The organism is Hydrogenophaga taeniospiralis, assembly GCF_020510445.1.
Lineage (GTDB): Bacteria > Pseudomonadota > Gammaproteobacteria > Burkholderiales > Burkholderiaceae_C > Hydrogenophaga.
The window spans coordinates 1,515,895-1,533,423 of sequence record NZ_JAHBAG010000001.1 but is presented as its reverse complement, the minus strand read 5'-3'; the positions used below and the strand labels follow the sequence as shown (position 1 = coordinate 1,533,423).

General features: G+C 65.8%; 15 protein-coding genes and 2 pseudogenes. 6 read left to right on the top strand and 11 right to left on the bottom strand.

Annotated elements, in window-relative coordinates; all coding sequences use genetic code 11:
• Positions 1 to 14 precede the first annotated feature (14 nt).
• From KIH07_RS07455 to KIH07_RS07445, 3 genes are all read left to right on the top strand, one after another.
• Positions 15 to 1,073, top strand: coding sequence for a serine/threonine protein kinase (locus KIH07_RS07455; RefSeq protein ID WP_226491367.1), 1,059 nt, complete (start codon positions 15 to 17; stop codon positions 1,071 to 1,073).
• 194 nt (positions 1,074 to 1,267) lie between these two features.
• Complete coding sequence (locus KIH07_RS07450) at positions 1,268 to 1,717, top strand: MarR family winged helix-turn-helix transcriptional regulator (RefSeq protein ID WP_226491366.1); 450 nt, start codon at positions 1,268 to 1,270, stop codon at positions 1,715 to 1,717.
• 53 nt (positions 1,718 to 1,770) lie between these two features.
• Positions 1,771 to 2,202 (top strand): organic hydroperoxide resistance protein, encoded by a 432-nt coding sequence (locus tag KIH07_RS07445; protein WP_226491365.1) that lies wholly within the window; start codon positions 1,771 to 1,773, stop codon positions 2,200 to 2,202.
• A 67-nt stretch (positions 2,203 to 2,269) separates the two neighbouring features.
• On the opposite strand, the gene KIH07_RS07440 is transcribed toward KIH07_RS07445, so the two are convergent.
• The 8 genes and pseudogenes from KIH07_RS07440 to KIH07_RS07405 form a co-directional block, all read right to left on the bottom strand.
• Entirely contained in the window at positions 2,270 to 3,223 is a 954-nt protein-coding gene (locus KIH07_RS07440) for a response regulator (RefSeq protein WP_226491364.1), read from the bottom strand.
• A complete protein-coding gene (locus KIH07_RS07435; protein ID WP_226491363.1) occupies positions 3,220 to 4,425 on the bottom strand; it encodes a hybrid sensor histidine kinase/response regulator in 1,206 nt (401 codons plus the stop codon). The genes KIH07_RS07440 and KIH07_RS07435 overlap by 4 nt, the downstream gene beginning before the upstream one ends.
• On the bottom strand, positions 4,422 to 5,771 hold the full coding sequence (locus tag KIH07_RS07430; protein WP_413465715.1) for a sensor histidine kinase: 1,350 nt from the start codon (positions 5,769 to 5,771) through the stop codon (positions 4,422 to 4,424). The genes KIH07_RS07435 and KIH07_RS07430 overlap by 4 nt, the downstream gene beginning before the upstream one ends.
• Positions 5,772 to 5,778: 7 nt before the next feature.
• Positions 5,779 to 7,182, bottom strand: coding sequence for a methyltransferase domain-containing protein (locus tag KIH07_RS07425; RefSeq protein ID WP_226491362.1), 1,404 nt, complete (start codon positions 7,180 to 7,182; stop codon positions 5,779 to 5,781).
• Positions 7,183 to 7,456: 274 nt separating this feature from the next.
• Positions 7,457 to 8,416, bottom strand: a complete 960-nt coding sequence (locus KIH07_RS07420) for a lysylphosphatidylglycerol synthase domain-containing protein (protein ID WP_226491361.1) — start codon at positions 8,414 to 8,416, stop codon at positions 7,457 to 7,459.
• Positions 8,417 to 8,631: 215 nt separating this feature from the next.
• Positions 8,632 to 10,581 carry a molecular chaperone HtpG gene (htpG, locus tag KIH07_RS07415; RefSeq protein ID WP_226491360.1) on the bottom strand — a complete coding sequence of 650 codons (1,950 nt, stop codon included), beginning with the start codon at positions 10,579 to 10,581 and terminating at the stop codon, positions 8,632 to 8,634.
• 95 nt (positions 10,582 to 10,676) lie between these two features.
• Positions 10,677 to 11,046: pseudogene (locus KIH07_RS07410) on the bottom strand (IS30 family transposase); the annotation flags it as partial.
• Positions 11,047 to 11,322: 276 nt separating this feature from the next.
• Positions 11,323 to 11,808, bottom strand: a complete 486-nt coding sequence (locus KIH07_RS07405; RefSeq protein WP_226491359.1) for a winged helix-turn-helix transcriptional regulator — start codon at positions 11,806 to 11,808, stop codon at positions 11,323 to 11,325.
• A 262-nt stretch (positions 11,809 to 12,070) separates the two neighbouring features.
• On the opposite strand from KIH07_RS07405, the gene KIH07_RS07400 reads away from it, so the two are divergent.
• Together KIH07_RS07400 and KIH07_RS07395 are read left to right on the top strand one after the other, a co-directional pair.
• Positions 12,071 to 13,054, top strand: a complete 984-nt coding sequence (locus tag KIH07_RS07400; protein WP_226491358.1) for an MBL fold metallo-hydrolase — start codon at positions 12,071 to 12,073, stop codon at positions 13,052 to 13,054.
• Positions 13,055 to 13,214: 160 nt separating this feature from the next.
• On the top strand, positions 13,215 to 13,589 hold the full coding sequence (locus tag KIH07_RS07395; protein WP_226491357.1) for a hypothetical protein: 375 nt from the start codon (positions 13,215 to 13,217) through the stop codon (positions 13,587 to 13,589).
• A gap of 187 nt (positions 13,590 to 13,776) precedes the next feature.
• Here the strand turns inward: KIH07_RS07395 and KIH07_RS07390 are convergent.
• Together KIH07_RS07390 and KIH07_RS07385 are read right to left on the bottom strand one after the other, a co-directional pair.
• Positions 13,777 to 14,047 (bottom strand): annotated as a pseudogene (locus KIH07_RS07390) (IS3 family transposase); the annotation flags it as partial.
• 25 nt (positions 14,048 to 14,072) lie between these two features.
• Positions 14,073 to 14,996: a LysR family transcriptional regulator gene (locus KIH07_RS07385; RefSeq protein ID WP_226491356.1), complete on the bottom strand. Its 924-nt coding sequence runs from the start codon at positions 14,994 to 14,996 to the stop codon at positions 14,073 to 14,075.
• Between the two features lie 106 nt (positions 14,997 to 15,102).
• Between KIH07_RS07385 and KIH07_RS07380 the strand changes: the two genes are divergently transcribed.
• Positions 15,103 to 16,116 carry a zinc-dependent alcohol dehydrogenase family protein gene (locus KIH07_RS07380; protein WP_226491355.1) on the top strand — a complete coding sequence of 338 codons (1,014 nt, stop codon included), beginning with the start codon at positions 15,103 to 15,105 and terminating at the stop codon, positions 16,114 to 16,116.
• A 386-nt stretch (positions 16,117 to 16,502) separates the two neighbouring features.
• Here KIH07_RS07380 and KIH07_RS07375 read toward each other — a convergent pair whose 3' ends face one another.
• Entirely contained in the window at positions 16,503 to 17,504 is a 1,002-nt protein-coding gene (locus KIH07_RS07375; RefSeq protein ID WP_226491354.1) for an esterase/lipase family protein, read from the bottom strand.
• Between the last annotated feature and the right edge of the window lie 25 nt (positions 17,505 to 17,529).

Genomic DNA, 17,529 nt, shown 5'->3' with positions numbered 1-17,529 from the left:
GGCGACAATCGCCCATGACCTCCGATGCCCCCCACCTCCACCCCTACACCGCCCTCACCCCCGACGTGGTGCAGGACGCGCTGGGCCAGATCGGCCTGTGGGGCGACGGGCGCATGGCCGCGCTCAACAGCTTCGAGAACCGGGTCTACCAGATCCATCTGGAAACGCCGCACGAGGGGCACGAGCAGGTGGTCGCCAAGTTCTACCGCCCCGAGCGCTGGAGCGACGAACAGATCGCCGAAGAGCACGCCTTTGCGGCCGAACTGGTGGCGGCCGAAATCCCCGTGGTGCCGCCGCTGGTGGTCCAGGGGGCCACGCTGCACCACTTCGGCGGCTTCGCCTTTGCCGTGAGCCCGCGCCGCGGCGGGCGCCGGCCCGAGCTGGACGACTTCGAGGTGCTCGAATGGATCGGCCGCTTTCTGGCGCGCATCCACACGGTGGGCGCATCGCGCCCGTTCGTCTGCCGCCCGGCGCTCGACGCCACCACCTTCGCGCACGAGCCGCGCGACTGGCTGCTGCAACACGACGCCATCGCGCCCGAGGTGCGCACCGCCTGGACCGAGGCCCTGCAAGAAGCCTTGGCGCTGATCGAGGCGCACCCGGCGCTGCTTCCGCAGGCGCCCGGCGCGGCCACGGAGGAAGCAAACGACGGCGGCATCGCCCGCATCCGGCTGCACGGCGACTGCCACCCCGGCAACATCCTCTGGACCCCCGAAGGCCAGCCCGGCGCCGGCCCGCATTTCGTGGACCTGGACGACGCGCGCACCGGCCCGGCGGTGCAGGACCTGTGGATGCTGCTCAGCGGCGACCGGCGCCAGCAGACGCAGCAACTCGGCGCGCTGATCGACGGCTACGAACAGTTCCGCCCTTTCGACCGGCGCGAACTCGCGCTGATCGAACCGCTGCGCACCCTGCGCCTGATCCACTACAGCGCCTGGCTGGCGCGCCGCTGGCAGGACCCGGCCTTCCCGGTCAACTTCCCCTGGTTCGGCAGCCGCGACTACTGGCAAAGCCAGGTCGACATGCTGGTCGAGCAGATCGAGGAAATGCAGGGCGCGCCCTTGATGGTGTAGAGGAGTGCCCACCCCGCGGCGCTTCGCGCCCCCCCTCAAGGGGCGCCAGCAGCGGCCCGGCAAAGTCGGTTCCGCGCTGGCCCCGGCTGGACCACTTCGCGCGTCACGTGTCGCGCTCCGCGATGACCCTGTATTTAAAAAGGTTTTTAGCAATTCAATTGCACACAATTTAATTGCCATCTACAGTTCACCCCATGGCAACACCCACTCTCAACACCGATCAGGCCTTGCGGCTGGACAACCAGCTCTGCTTTGCGCTGTACTCCGCGTCGCTGGCCATGACCAAGCTGTACAAGCCCCTGCTCGACGAGCTGGGCCTGACCTACCCGCAGTACCTCGCCCTGCTGGCGCTGTGGGAACAGGATGGTCCGACCGTCTCCGAGCTCGGCGAGCGGCTCTACCTCGACTCGGGCACCCTCACCCCGCTGCTCAAGCGCATGGAGTCGGCCGGTCTGGTCTCCCGGCTGCGCGATGCGCAGGACGAGCGCCGGGTGCTGATCCGCCTCACCGCCGCCGGCCGCAAGCTCAAGGCCCGCGCCGCCCGCCTGCCGGGCTGCGTGCTGCAGGCCACGCAATGCGAAGTGGCCGACGCCATGGCATTGACCCACCAGATCCAGGCGCTGCGCAACCGGCTCGTCGCCTAAACACCTCTTTTTCACCCCGCTTCGCTGAAGCAACCACCCTCAAAGGAACCACCATGGCAACCTCCCTCGACAAAGTGATCTACACCGCCCGCGCCCACACCACCGGCGGCCGCGAAGGCAGCTCGCGCACCGACGACGGCCTGCTCGACATCAAGCTGTCCCCGCCCAAGGCCATGGGTGGAGCCGGCAATGCGACCAACCCCGAACAGCTGTTCGCCGCGGGTTATTCGGCCTGCTTCATGGGCGCGCTCAAGCACGTGGCGGGCATGAAGAAAGTGGCCGTTCCGGCCGACGCGTCGATCGACGCCGAAGTGGACATTGGCCCGATCCCGGCCGGCTTCGGCATCGCCGCGCGCCTGACCGTGAGCCTGCCCGGCATGGACCGCGCCGTGGCGCAAGACCTGCTGGACACCGCGCACCAGGTGTGCCCGTACTCCAACGCCACGCGCGGCAACATCGACGTGACGATCGCTCTGGCCGCCTGATCGCCTCCCCGGGTCATGGCAGCGGGTGGCGCCCTTTGGGGGTCACCCGCCCGCTGCGGCCCGGAACTCAGGCATGACCGCCCACGCGCTCCATCGCATCGGCCAGCCAGTCAACAGGCGGCGTCTCGGCGCTCGCGGGTTTCACGCGCCAGGCGCCGTCCACCGCTTCGATCTGCGCGCCCCCGCCCTGCCAGAGCAACCAGGCCAGCCAGGCACATTGCGCCTCGCTGGCGGCAGCGCCGGCCGGTGCCGACAGCAGTGCCGTCAAGGGCACCGCGTCGTTCAGCCGCACGCTGTCGTCCTGCACCTCCCCCCCCACCGCCTGCGCCAGCGCGGACAGCGCCGTGGCGCCGTCACTCCGTGGACCGAAACGCTCCTGCCACAGCCGCAACTGCGCGGCGATCGACGCGCCGCGCCGCGCCTCGGCCTGCAACAGGTCGGCGTGGTCCCAGTGGTTCCAGTCGAGTGCGGGTGCCGTGCAGCCCGCGGCCAGCGCGGTCTGGGCAAAGCGGTACAGGGCCGGCTCGGCCCCCTCGCCGTGCACGGCCGCGCCCACCATCAGCAGCGCGGCTAGGCGGTTGCCCAGCAGCTGGCCTTGCTGCGCGAGCAGCTTGTCGCGCAGCAGGCCGTCGCGCTCGCCGCGCAAGTCCGCCAGCTCCAGCGCGTTGCGCAGGTCGGCCCGCAGGCTGTCCAGTTCCCAGGGTTTGTTGATGTAGCGGTAGATCTCGCCGGTGTTGATCGCCTCGATGGCCTCGCCCAGCTCGGAGTACGCGGTGGTCAACATGCGCACGATGCCGGGGTAGTACTCGCGGGCGTGGCGCAGCAGTTCGTTGCCCCGCTCGCCCGGCATGCGTTGGTCGCACACCAGCACGGCGATCTCGTCGCCGTGGTCGCGCAACATCGCGCGCCCCTCTTCCACCGAGCCGGCGGTGAGCACCGGTGCGAGCGGGCCGACCAGGCGCTCGAAATACTTCAAGGCCATCGCCTCGTCGTCGACATACAGGATCTTGGTGGGCTTCATGGAGCCTCCTCGGGTTTGAAGTCGTCGGTGGATGGGAAATACAGCGTCACCGCCGTGCCCTGACCCGGTTCGGACCGCACGTCGATGGAGCCACCCAGGGTGGTCATCACACGCCGGCAGAACAGCAGGCCCATGCCGCTGCCGCCCGCATCGGCCCGCGTGGTCACGGGCTCCCGGGTCAGGCGCTGCAACACATCGGGCGGCACGCCCGGGCCGTTGTCGCTCACGCAGATGGCGGCCTGCTCGGGCAGGCCCGGCGCGGGCACCGCCCGCAGCAGCGCGATGAGCACCCCGGGCTGCGCGGGCAAGTCCGAGCGCAGCGCCAGCAGCGCGTTCTTCACCAGGGTGCACAGCACCAGGTAGAGCAGGTCACGACGGCCCGGCAGGCGGAAATCGGCCGCCAGGTCGCAGGTCAGCCACTGCGCCTCGTCGCCGTCGAACGGGTATTCGTCGCGCACGGCCCCCACCAGATCGCTGGCAAGCAGGCTCTCGGAGGCCTCTCGGCGGTAGGCGTCGCGCGCGGTCAGCACAAAGGTGGACACCAGGGACTGCGCGTAATCGGCACGGCGCTGCGCCGCCTCGATCATCTTGAGCACTTCACCGGGCTTTTGCTGCGCGATGTGCGCCATGCCGGCCTCGCCCTCGGGCAGGTCGCGGTGGCGCTCGCGCATCGCCGCGAGGTAGCCGCGCACCGTCGCCAGCGGCGTGGTGACTTCGTGCGCCAGGAAGCCCAGGGTCTCGCGCAGGGTGGCCGCGCGGCGCTCGATCAGCGCGTGCTCGCGCGCGCGCCGCACGCTGGAGGCCAGCGCCTCGCGCAGCACCTGGCGCGTCAGGGCCTCGTCCAGCGGCTTTTCCAGGATCGCCTCCACATGCCCCTGGTTGACCGCGGACATGGCAACGTCCTTGTCCGCGTAGGCCGACACCAGCAGCCGCGCCACGTGGGGAAAGCGCTGCCGAACCTCGCTGAGCAGGGTCACGCCGTCGCGCACCGGCATGGCGTAGTCGGTGAGCAGCACGGCCACCTCGTGCCCGCGCTGCTCCAGCAGGGCCAGCGCTTCGTCCACGCTGCCGGCCGTGAGGACGGAGAACTCGTCGCCGTACATGCGCGCAAACCATTTGCAGGCCTGCGGCTCGTCGTCCACCATCAGGATGGCGTACGTGCCCATCTGTGCGGGCGAACTGCCTGCGGGGTTGGAGTTCATGCGGGTGGCCTCGGTAAATCAAAGACAAATTCGGTCCAGGCACCCGGCTCGCTCTCGACCATCAGGGTGCCTCCATGGCGCTGCACGATGCCGTAGCTCATGCTCAGGCCCAACCCCAGGCCGGCGCCCACGTCGCGGGTGGTGAAGAAGGGCTCGAACACGCGTCCGATGTTGGCCGGTTCGATGCCCAGGCCGTTGTCGCGCACCGACACCCACAGGCGCCCCTCGCGCGCCTGCACGCGCAGCGCGATCTGCGGTTGCTCGCGCTGGGCCTTCTGCACCGCGTGCGCGGCGTTGCTCAGCAGGTTGATCAGCACTCCAATGATGGCCGGCTCGTCCCCCAGCACGTGCGTGTCCTGCGGCATCTCGACCGACACGTCGATGCCCTTGAGCTCGTAGCCGGCCAGGCGCAGCGCCGAGCGGATGGCGTTTTCCAGCAGGAAGGGGCGCTGGCTGTTTTCACCGGGTTTCTGGTAGGCGAAGGTCTTCAAGTCGGAGACGATGTTCTGGATGCGCTGCATGCCCTCGCGGGCGTCCTGCAAGCTTTCCTTGAGCATGGCATCGGCGGCGGCGACCGGCATGGCCAGCCCCATGTTGATCGCCATGAGGCTGTAGTTCACCGGGTTGTTCAGCTCGTGCAGCAGACCGGCCGAGAGCGTGCCGATGGCGGCCATTTTTTCGCGCTGGATCAACTGGCCCTTGAGTTCGGCCAAGGTGCGATTGGTCTCCATCAAGACCTTGTTCTGGTCGGCGACCTCGCGGCGCAGCGCGAACAGGCTGAATCGACCGCGCTCGTTGAAATACGTGCAGAAGGAACTCAGGACAGCCGCTGTGAGGAGAAACAACGAGTAACCGATAAATCGGTATGCGTCCTGGATGCCGCCCGGATGCAACACGCAGGCGGCAACGTATATCGCCAGCGTGCCAAGTCCGAAAGCCAGGCTTTCGAAAAAACGCACTGGCAGGATGATGCCTGTGGCATAGAGCGCCAGGTGCAGACCCACGAAGTAGATCGACCGATCACCTTCCGTGCGCCAGATCATCCAGCTGATCATCAACTGCGGCATCGAAAGCCAGAGCATTGTGAGCGGACTGACCCAGGCAGCGCCTACGCGCGACCGCAATACCAAGTAGACTAGAAGGATTGCCAGCGCAGTCCCGATACGCACCGGCGCCAGCACCACAAATAACTCGTTGTATAGCGAGAAATCGAGTCCCAAGCCGAGCACGATCAGCAGCGAGGCCACCAGCGCGGTGCCCTTGGAATACGCCCGACGATACTCGTTTTGCTCCGCGTGGTAGGGCGACAATCCAGGTACCTGGAACTGCGAAAAGCTGAGCATCATCGGGCCCTCATATCGTTGGGACGCGGAACTCGGCGAAGACGTTGAGACCCGTGGCGTCTGTGTAGATCGAAGTGTCCTGCCGCTCCGGCGGCAGGACAGACTCCAGCCCCACCTCGTCGCGGTAGATCAAGTGCCATTCCAGCAGATGCTCCATGAGAGTCTTCTGCAAATTGTTCGAATGCACGTTGGTCACGAGAACCCGCCCTCCGGCTTGCGCGCGCGAAACGAAATACCGCAGCAGTCGAGAGCAGACCTTGTCCGAAAGATAGTCAAACAGGCCCGCGCAGTACACGAAATCGAGGGATTCGCTTTCGGGAACAGGCGCCTGCCGGCTGGTGCGCTTCAGCAGGTCGTGCACGGACTCTTTGACGAACTCGACCTGCACCCGTCGGCCAGTCTCGCGAGCAGCCTCGGCGATCTTGCTCCGCGTGTACTCGATCGTCGGTTCGCTGAAGTCCATCAGCGTGAAGGCAATGCTGTCCGGATTTTCGTCCTGGGCGATGAAGCGTCGAATCTCCACGGCCGGGCCGCAACCCACATTCAGCACGCGTGCCTGGCGGCCTTCGCGCCGCGCTTGCTGGGCGACTCGCAACAGCGACTCGACCAGAATATCGATGCGGTTGCGATGTGCCTGGGCGACACCTGCCTTTAGAAATGCGGCGTTGACGATCTGGAAGTAGGTGTTGGGGCCCTGGCGCGGGTCACCCAGGATCTGATTGACCATTTCGTAGTCGCCCGCATAACCCAGCGGCTTGGTGAAGGTGCGGTAGACGAAGGGCGCACGCAGCATCAAGGGGTGCAGCGAGGTCTGTGCGAAGTTGCGGTGTGCCACGGAGTCCTCCAGTGGCACGCGCGGGCCTTCGTCTTCGAGCCAGACCAGGTACTCCGCGCTCTTCTCCATGATGGGCGCGGACAGCTCGTCGAACACATCCGCGCGGATACGGCCATCGGCCTCGCGGGGCAGGAAGGATGACAAGTCGGCCTGATCCGCCCAGCGTGCGGTGTCAGCCAGAAAGGCACGAAATTCGCTGATCATGACCTGGTAGCTCTGCCTGATCCTGAAGCGTCCCTCCCAGTCGGACACGAAACGCTCCGCCTCGCCGCGCACTTGGTGAATGTCGCCGCGAATGGCGTTGAGGTCGGACCATTCATCGATCAACGCCACCGACACCACCGCCATCAGACCGGTGTTGAGCAGGCTGACCACGACCGCCTTGCCGTCGTAAATGATGCGTTCACCCGACCGGATGGTCAGTGCCGACAACACCTCACTGACCTGCACGATGGAGTAAGGGTTGTAGATCTCCATCACCAGCGAACGCCGCTGCAGGCTGGTCAGGGAACCGCGCGCGCTCTCGCCCTGGCTGTTGCGGAAGGTGACGACGTTATCGAAGGGGCGCTGTAGGTACACGTTGAGACCGTTTGATCAGGTGGAGAGACGGCGCCGGAACCCCGTCCCTGAAAGGACTCCCCGATGCCCAGTGTAGTCATCTCACACGACGCTATGTGTTACCCCCCTCCAATGGCCACCGATGGGCCCGGACATGCCGCGCGCCACCGCGCCAACCCCTTCGATCCCATGAAAAAACCCATGCAGCCCGCCTGGGGCATGCATGGGCATGGAGCCGCGCCGCTGTCAGCCGGCGCTCGACCTATCAGGTCAGGTCAGGTCAGGTCAGGTCAGGTCAGGTCAGCCGGCTGACTTCGGCCTGGCCCCGCATGTAACGCCCCAGGACCCCGACCAGCACGGTCAGACCATCGCCCAGCAGCGAGGTGAGCCGCATGCTGACCGCCAGCCCCGTCGCCACGGGGGCGCCCGTGAGCGGGGTGAGCAGGACCACCATCATGGCCTCGCGCACCCCCAGGCCACCGGGCGCGCCGGGCACGACGTACCCGGCCACCCAGGCGCTGCTGAACAGCAAGGTGATGCTGAGCCACTCCACCGGCGGCGTGGAAAAGAACACTTCCGACTGCAGTTTCAGCACGTACCCGAGCAGCATGAAGTTGACCAGGATCAGCAAGGACACCAGGAGGGAGGTTTTCAGGCGGGGTGGCCGCAGCAGTTGCCCGCCGCCGACCTTGCGGCTCAACTGCGGCAACACGGCGTTCAGGACCTTGATGCTCAGCCAGGGCAGCACCAGCGCCAGCAGGAGCAGCCAGCCGGCCTGCTGGCCAAACCGGGGGTTCACCGAATGCACGGTGACCAGGTCCCACAGCACCCAGGTCGACAGCAAGGCCAGCGACAGGCTGATCACCAGGTTCCAGATGCCTTCGAACACCGCCGTGCCCACCGCCACCCCGACCGGAATCCCGGTGGACTTGGCCAGCACGCCGCGCCCCAGAAACTGGCCGACGTTGCCCGGCAGGTACTTGCCCAGCTGCGAAATGAAGAACACCTGCACCGCCAGCCGCATGGGAACCCGGTAGCCCTGGTCGGACATCAGCAGGCGCCAGACGTGGGTGCCCAGAAAGTGCGTCACCACCACCGCCACCGTGCTCAGCACGGTCACGGCCAGGGTCTGGACGTTGAACGCGATGGGCGGCAGGTTCGCGACATGGGTCTTGATGGCCAGCACGAAATACACGCACGAGGCCAGCACGGCCGCGTACATGAGTGCCTTGAACAGTGTTTTTGCGTGCTTCATTCGCGGGGTTTCGGTCAGATGATCGGGAAACGGGAGCCCACCGGGCGCGGATCGCGTGCCGGGGTGCCGGGCGCCAGCCAGACGCAAGGGCCTCTGCGCCGCCGGCCTGCCGATGGTAAGCGACCGGTCACCGCCGCCTGGCACGCCCGATCCGCCATGGCCCCAAAAGACAAGAGGCACCGAAGTGCCTCTGGATCATCCGTTGCCGACCAGCGTCACACCAGCAGGGCGTTGACGCGCTTGACGTAGGCGGCCGGGTCGTCCGGCAGGCCGCCTTCGGCCAGCAGCGCCTGGTCAAACAGGATGTGCGCCAGGTCGTCGAAATGCGCGCTGCCGTCCAGCTTCTTCACCAGCGGGTGCTCGGCGTTCACCTCCAGGATGGGCTTGCTGGCGGGCGCCTGCTGGCCGGCGGCCTTGAGCATGCGGGCGAGCTGGTTGGAGAGGTCGCCCTCGCCCACCACCAGACAGGCCGCCGAATCCACCAGACGGGTGGTCACGCGCACGTCCTGCGCCTTGTCCTTGAGCGCTTCCTTGAGCTTGTCCAGCACCGGCTTGAAGCTCTCGGCCGCGGCCTCGGCGGCTTTCTTTTCTTCTTCGTCCTGCAAAGTGCCCAGATCGACCGCGCCCTTGGCCACGCTCTGCAGCGGCGTGCCGTCGAACTCGTGCAGGTGCGACACGGCCCACTCGTCCACGCGGTCGGCCATCAGCAGCACCTCGATGCCCTTCTTCTTGAACACCTCGAGCTGCGGGCTGTTCTTGGCGGCGGCGAGGCTGTCGGCGGTGATGTAGTAGATGGCGGCCTGGCCTTCTTTCATGCGCGCCTTGTAGTCCGCCAGGCTCACGCTCACCATGTCGGTGGTGGTCGAGGCAAAGCGCAGCAGCTTGGCGATCTTCTCGCGGTTGGCAAAGTCTTCGCCCAGGCCTTCCTTCAGCACCGAGCCGAACTCGGCGTAGAAGGCCGAGTACTTGCCCACGTCCTTCTCGGCCGCGGCCTTGTCCTCGGCGCTGACCACGTCGGTCACACCGTCCACGCCCTCCTCGGCCTTGGGCGCCACGTCCTTCTTCGCCAGGTCTTCCAGCATGGCCAGCACGCGGCGGGTGTTGCCTTCGCGGATCGCCTTGACGTCGCGGCTTTCCTGCAGCAGTTCGCGGCTCACGTTGAGCGGCAGGTCGGCCGAATCGACCACGCCCTTGACCCAGCGCAGGAACGAAGGCATCAGCGCCTCGGCCTCGTCCATGATGAAGACGCGTTTGACGTAGAGCTTGATGCCGGCCTTGCGGTCGCGGTTCCACAGGTCCATCGGCGCCTTGGCCGGGATGTAGAGCAGCTGCGTGTATTCGGTGCTGCCTTCCACCCGGTTGTGGCTCCAGGCCAGCGGCGCCTCCTGGTCGTAGCTGAGGTTCTTGTAGAACTCGGCGTACTGCTCGTCGGAGATCTCCTTCTTGCTGCGGGCCCACAGTGCGTTGGCCGAGTTCACCGCCTCCCACGCGTCCTGCTGCACGTACTCGCTCTTCTCGGCGTCCCACTCTTCCTTCTGCATCAGGATCGGCAGGCTGATGTGGTCGGAGTACTTGGTGATCAGCGACTTGAGCTTCCAGTGGCTCAGGAACTCGGTCTTGTCCTCGCGCACATGCAGGGTGATGGTGGTGCCGCGCGCGGCGCGTTCGATGGCCTCCACCTCGAAGTCGCCGGTTCCACCGCTGGTCCAGCGCACGCCCTCGGCCGCCGGCAGGCCAGCGCGACGCGATTCGACCGTGATTTTGTCGGCCACGATGAAGCCCGAGTAGAAGCCCACGCCGAACTGGCCGATCAGCTGAGCGTCTTTCTTCTGGTCACCGCTCAGGTGGCTCATGAAGTCCTTGGTGCCGCTCTTGGCGATGGTGCCCAGGTGCTCCACCGCTTCGGCCTGGCTCATGCCGATGCCGTTGTCGGTGATGGTGATGGTCTTGGCGTCCTTGTCGAAGGCCACGCGCACGTCGAGGTTGGGCGCATCCTCAAACAGCGCGGCATTGTTCAGGCCTTCAAAACGCAGCTTGTCGCAGGCGTCCGACGCGTTGGACACCAGCTCGCGCAGGAAGATCTCGGGGTTGGAATACAGCGAATGGGTGACGAGGTGCAGCAGTTGCGCCACCTCGGCCTGAAACGACAGGGTTTGTTTGCTCATGATGTGAATTGGCTGGAAAACGACCGACCGGGGGACACCGGATCGAATAGCGCATCGCGCGGACCGGCATTCTGGCACTGGCACGCAGGGTGGATTCAACCGGCCGTCGCAACACCGGGGTGTTCAGCGGATTTTAGGTAGTCATTCCGCGCTTCAGCCGGTGTCTTCCAACCCAACGTCTTGCGCCCCCTGTTATTCAAGGTCGGTGCCGTTGGGGAAGTATTGGCGCAGCAGCCCATTCGTGTTCTCGCTCGTACAGCGCTGCCATGGACTGCGAGGATCGGCAAAGAGGACCTTGACCCCGGACTCGATGGTGAACCGTGCATGGCCGAACAGCTCCTTGCCACGACCCCAAGTCAATGACTGCCATAGCTGGGTAGGTAGCTTCATCGCTGTTTTCTTGAGTGCGTTGGCCATGGTGATGGCTCCGTAACCCGCCAGGGCAGGACCGTTCTTCGTTCGGGGAGTGCCACGGCGCAGGCCCTGCAAACCCAGGCGCCACATTGGCCGCTCGACCGTGCAGCGGGCAATGGCAAGGCCTTCGCGGTTGAGCTGCTTCCAGAACTTGTCGGCGCTGGAGTGGGCGACACCTGCCGAATTCGCGCGCTGTTGCTGCCTGCAGGCAGCAACAGCGATATCAGAGGAGCCGGCAGTTTCTACTTCAGGGCGGTACTGAATCGGGTATAGGTTCACACTGGCCCGCGCATTGCGGGCCTCGCCCTTGTTTAACCCTGCATGCAGCTAGTTAGCCATTTCCTTCTCGCTGTCGGCCCCGAGCTCGCCCAATACTGAGCGCGCCGGACGCGGTGCACCGAGATGCAGGTAACGCAGTTCATCCATAAGGGCGCTCCATAGCGATGGGCCGCCCTTTTCCAGCCGCTGCGAGCGCAAAGACGCCTCCTTGCTCGGATGCGTATGCCGAATGCCCCACGCAGCCACATGGGCCAGCAGAGGTACAAGCTGTATGGCCGCTTCCGTGAGGCTGTAGATCCCCTTCTGCTGATGATTCGGATCCGGACTTCGTGTCAGCAGGCCAGAGGCGATCAAGTGCTTGAGCCGGCTTGCGAGGATGTTCGAGGCGATGCCTTCCTCGTTTTGCTCCAGCAGGGCGCCATAGCTGCGCCTGTTCTCGAACATGACATCGCGGATAACGATCAGGCTCCAGCGGTCGCCGATCTGCTCAAGCGTCAGGTTGATCGGGCAGCCCGATCGTCTTGTTTGCGGCACAGCCACTCTCCTTGAATTTCTACTTGCATTATGCAAGATGTTCGAATATCATTCGACCACTTGCATAATGCAATCACAAAAGAGGTCTTGGCAAATCGACAGAGGAATCGAACATGCGCGCGGCTTTCATCTCTGGTTACAGCGGCGACTCGGTCGTGCGGGCGACCAAAGAGATGGCAACAACGACATGGCACGACGCGCTGGCGGTCCGCTGAAGATCATTGCGTACGTACCCCACCACATCCAACGGATAGGAAACACTATGAAACTCTCCAATTTCACTTCGCGCACCGTGCTCGCGGTATCGTTGGCATTCGCCAGCACCTTCGTTGCTGTCGCACCGGCCCAAGCTGAAGCGCCGATGCAGCACAAGCAGGTTGCGGGCTTCTATCGCACGATGATTGGCGACTATGAAGTCACCGCGCTCCTTGACGGCGGCGGCGCCATCGACTCCAGCCTCCTGCATGGCGATCCAGCGCTCATCCAGTCCCTTCTGGCGCGCTCCTTCCAGAACGATCCCAAGAATGTCCCGGCCACCGTCCAAGGCTACCTCGTCAACACCGGCTCCAAGCTCGTTCTCATCGATACGGGTGCAGGCGGCCACTGGGGTGGCCCCACGCTGGGCAAGCTCGTGCAGAACTTGAAGGCCTCCGGCTACAAGCCGGAGCAGGTTGATCAGGTGTTGCTGACACATCTTCACTCTGACCATGTTGGTGGGATCTACAAGAACGGGAAACGCGTCTTCCCGAACGCGACCGTGGTGATGAAGAAGGCCGACGCCGACTTCTGGCTGTCGAAGGACATCGCCGCCAAGGCCCCGGAAGAAGCAAAAATCTTCTTCAAGATGGCACAGGATGGCGCCGCGCCTTACATCGCTGCCGGCAAATGGAAGCCGTTCGAAGGCATGAGCGAAATCGTCCCCGGCATTGCTCCCTATGCCATTCCCGGCCATACGCCCGGTCACACCGGCTACATGATTTCCTCCAAGGGTCAGTCGCTGCTGGCCTGGGGCGACGTCACTCACGTCATCGCCGTCCAGATGCCGCACCCGGAAATCGGCATCGCCTTCGACTCAGACGGCGAGATGGCCATCAAGACGCGTGAAGACCTTCTGGTGAAGCTCGCTGCGGACAAGACGATGATCGCCGCCGCCCACATGCCGTTCCCTGGCCTGGGCCGTGTTCGCAAGGCCGACGCCGGCACTGGGTACGACTGGGTGCCAGCGACCTTCGTCAACCTGAAGTGAGCTGAAGCATCACTTGCGCGGTAGCGACTACCGCGCACATCCGACAAAGCGCAGCAGCGCTTTTCAGTCCGCGCCAACGGGCGCACCCCTCTGCGAAGACGCAGACACGAGCTGGGAGATAACAATGACTACTGGCACCAACCCACCGGGAACGGCATGGATGCAAATCGTCAAGAAGAAGGGAACGAGCGACTTTGCGGCGGCGTTCACCGCTGACGTCAGCCTTCAGACCTCAGCCCTCAGCAAGGCCGTGATCGGCCCGACACTCATCGGGGCGTTCTTTGCCGCGACGAGCACGATGTACGAAGACTTCGTGTTCACTGCGGAGACTGTTGACGGTGCGAAGACGTACCTTGAGTGGGGTGGCGTCCACGGTGGCAAGCCGATCGCCGGCGTCACCATCCTCACTCGGAATGAGTCTGGCCTCATCAACAACATCAAGCTCTTCCAAAGCCCGTTTCCCGTCGTTCGTGAGTTCTCATCGGGCCTCAAGGAGCGGCTCGCAGGAACACTCGGTCAGGACTTCTTTGGCTAAGCCGGGAAAACAGCAGGATATTCCGGAGCAACGTGACCGATTTGCGGGGTGACCGGAATGAGCGCTCACGATGCCGGAACGATGCCGTGTGCCACCTTGGCGGTGTTGCGCAAATTCATCCACCCGATGTGGGTAGCCTCGCGGGCTTTGCCTGGAATGGGCTGCTGCCGGTTCCGTTGACACCGACCTAAGCTTCTTGAGCTTGCTCGAACTGCACGGGACTGAGATAGCTGAGCGTCGAATGCGCGCGCATTGGGTTGTAGAAGCACTCGATGTCGTCGAACACGTCTGAGTCGGTACACCTTCCTGGCCGTGTGTTCGGTCTTGAGCGAACTGAAGAAGCTCCCCATTGCCGAGTTGTCCCAACCCTCGCCAGTCCTGCTCATGCTGCATGTGATGCCTTGTTCGTCCAGCAGCTTCTGGAGGTGCTCGCTGGTGTACTGACCCGGACATTCTGAAATCTCCGGGGTGGCCGGCGCGGTTTCAAGAGGCCGCCAACAGACCGGGCAGCCGTTGCCCGAGCAGGTCCAGCACCACCCGGGTCTTCAGGGGCAGGCGCCGGCTGTGCGGCCACAGCAGGTGCATGGGGAAGCCGAACGGCACCGGCTCGTCGAACACCGGCACCAACTCCCCGGCGGCCACGGCCGGCGCCACCAGCCACTTCGGCAGCCGCACCAGGCCCAGCCCGGCTACGGCCGCGGCGCTCATGGCTTCGATGCTGTCAAACACCAGCGCCGGCGCGGGAATGGGCAGGGTGTCTTCGGGCCGCTCGCCCTGACCGAACCGCCACAGGCCGGAGGCCCCGGCACGGCCATAGACGATGAAGCGGTGCGCCGCCTGGTGGGCGCGCAGGTCGGCCAGGCCAGTGGGCCGGCCCCGGGCCGCCAGGTAGGCCGGCGCGGCGTACAGCCCCATCCACTGGTGGCCCACCGGGCGCGCCGACAGCACCGCGCTGTCGGGCAGCGCGCCGCTGCGCAGCGCCACGTCCACCCCGTCTTCCACCAGATCGACGCGCCGGTCGTTCAGCGACACCTCCAGCACCAGCTCGGGGTGCTGCTGCGCCAGCTCCAGCAGCAAAGGCACCACGCAGCGGCGCCCCACCACGTCGGGCAGGGACACGCGCACCCGCCCGGTGGGCACCAGCCGGCCCGCGTCGATCTCCTGCCGCGCGGCCTCCAGTTCCTGCAGCGCGCGGCGGCAGCGTTCGTAGCAGGCGGCGCCTTCGTCGGTCAGGCTCTGGCTGCGCGTGGTGCGGTGGAACAGCCGCACGCCCAGGCGCGACTCCATCAACGCGATGCTCTTGGCCACCGCCGAACGCGTGATGTGCAGGCGCTGCGCCGCCTGGGCAAAGCTGCCGGCCTCCACCGCCGCCACGAACTCCTCCACCCCCCGAAAACGCTCGCTCATTGACGACTCCAGATCACCAGTATGTTGAAAATTATCCACCACACGATCAACCAAGGAACCAATAGCATCGGTCGCTCTCTCCAACCCTCCCTCCGAAATCACAGCCATGACCGATGCACCCCCCACCCTTTCCCGCTGGCAACTCGGCGCCTACGGCCGCCAGCACCTCAGCTGCGTCGAAGCGCCCATGCCCACCCCCGGGCCGGGCCAGATCCTGGTGCGGGTGGCCGCCGCGTCGCTCAACTACCGCGATCTGCTGATGATCGACAACGGCATGGGCACGCCCTTCACCGCCCCCTGGACACCGGGCTCCGACATGGCCGGCCGCGTGCTGGCCGTGGGCGACGGCGTCACGCGCTGGCAAGCGGGCGACGAAGTGATCAGCACTTTTTATGCGGGCTGGCTCGACGGCAGGCCCACGCCCGAGGTCTTCCCGCTGGGCGGCCCCGGCCCGGGCATGCTGGCCACGCACGTGCTGCTCGACGCCCAATGGGTCGCGGCCGCGCCCGCCACCCTGAGCCCCGCCCAGGCCAGCACCCTGCCCTGCGCGGCGCTGACGGCCTGGTTTGCGCTGATCGAACAGGGCGCACTGCGCGCTGGCCAGACCGTGCTGATCCACGGCACCGGCGGTGTCGCGCTGTTCGGCCTGCAACTGGCGCGACTGCACGGGGCGCGCACGGTGGTGGTCTCGGGCGACCCGGCCAAGCGCGCGCAGGTGCTGGCGATGGGCGCCACGCACGCGCTGGCGCGCGATGCCGACTGGGTGGCCGAGCTGCACGCGCTGACCCAGGGCCACGGCGCCGACCACGTGCTGGAGCTGGTGGGCGGTGCCAACATGGAACGCTCGCTGCAGGCCCTGGCGCCGGGCGGGCGGCTGTCGGTCATCGGCGTGCTCGACGGCGACCGGATCTCCACATCGGCCTACCCCGTCATCCGCCAGAAGGCCGTGCTGCAGGGCATCGGCGTGGGGCACCGCCGGGCCCTGGAAGACCTGGTGCGCGCCATCGACGTGAACAGGCTCACGCCCACCATCGCCGCCAGCTACGTGGCCAGCGATCTGCCCGCCGCGCTGGACCACCTGGCCCGTGGCGCCTTCGGCAAGGTGGTGGTCACGTTCTGAGGCGGCGGGCTCGGGCGCCGGGCTTTTCAGCCCGCCCCCACCCGGCCAGCGCTCAGAGGCTGAGGAGTTTTCGCTTTTCTAGCGCCAGCGCATACAGGTCTTGTCCGCCACTGCGTCGATCTGCCGGCGCCCGGGGGCCGAGCCGCGCGCCTAACAGTTGCTGATCCCGTTGCACTGACGTTTGACGACTCTGGTCCATGCACACACCAAAGCCAGTCCCGTGCCAACTTCGCCGGGAAAAACTCTCAGCCTACGGCAGATTGTTCCCCGGCCGTGCCTGGCCGGGTCCAAGGGGATTGAAATTCCGATGCGCAGCAAGCCCGTGGTTCAGGTCAACAACGAATGGATCGGTGCGGCGCGGCAGCCCATGCTTTGCCAACAGAGTGTCAACGGGAGACCGCCGGCCTGCGCAAGGCGTCCGACTGCAGGCCATACGCCACCGCCAACATCCGCTCAAACGCAGCCCGGCGGCTGGCGGCCAGGGGGCGTAGCACCCCCTTGTCTTGCAGCACCGTGATCAGCTTGGTCGGCGCCTGCAGCTTGTCGCCCACGATCTCCACATGGCCGGCCTGCACCTGCACGCGGTCCACTGCGGCGCCGGTTTCGACCCGTGCATTGCGTTGCTCGGTCAACGAAAAAATATCATCGCTTTCCAGGCAACGGCCGTCGGCTTCTCGGCGGCAAGTGCCCTCTTCATCGGTGTCTATCTTCAGGTAGTTGACCCCCGCCAGCAGCTGGCCGGGCTCGGTGATGAAGTCTGACGAAAACGTGATGTCTTTCCACTTTGGGCCGGTGAAGATGTGGCAGCTTAGCGGCAACAGGCCCAGCGTCAGAGGGTAGAGCCAGTTCTTGCCACAGGTGCTGGCCGCGTCGATGCCGGAGAACGGACCGGAGATGGTCACCAGCCGCCAGTTCACAGCCTGGGGGGCTGGCAATGACGGTGCCGGCTCCAGTGCATCGGTCAGCGCTCTGCGCGCGATCAGTGCGCCCTGGCTGTGACCGACGATGGTGACGGGTGGGCCGCCAGACAGCGCGGCGAGTTGCGTGGCGGCGCTGCGCAGGGCACCCGCGCTGTCGTCGAGCGCCGCGCGGTCGTCGTAGGTGAAGCAGGCCGATTGCTGGCCCTGGAAGGCCAGCACCTGTGCCAGCGCGCGGAACTGGCCCGAAGATCCGAAACAGCCGTGGACCAGCACGGTGACCGGCTCGCCCGCTTTCAGGTGCAGGCGGCGGTCCGGGTTGTCGGTGCAGGGGCCCAGGCCGGCAATGCTGAGCGTGACGTCGGGCGGCGGTAGGCGACCCGGTTCCAGGTCACGCGCGACGAGGGGGTCGTAAGACGCACAGCCGACCAACAGGCAGGCAGACATCAACAGCAGGGCGACCTTGATCATGTCTGGGGAGGATAGTTCAGAAACT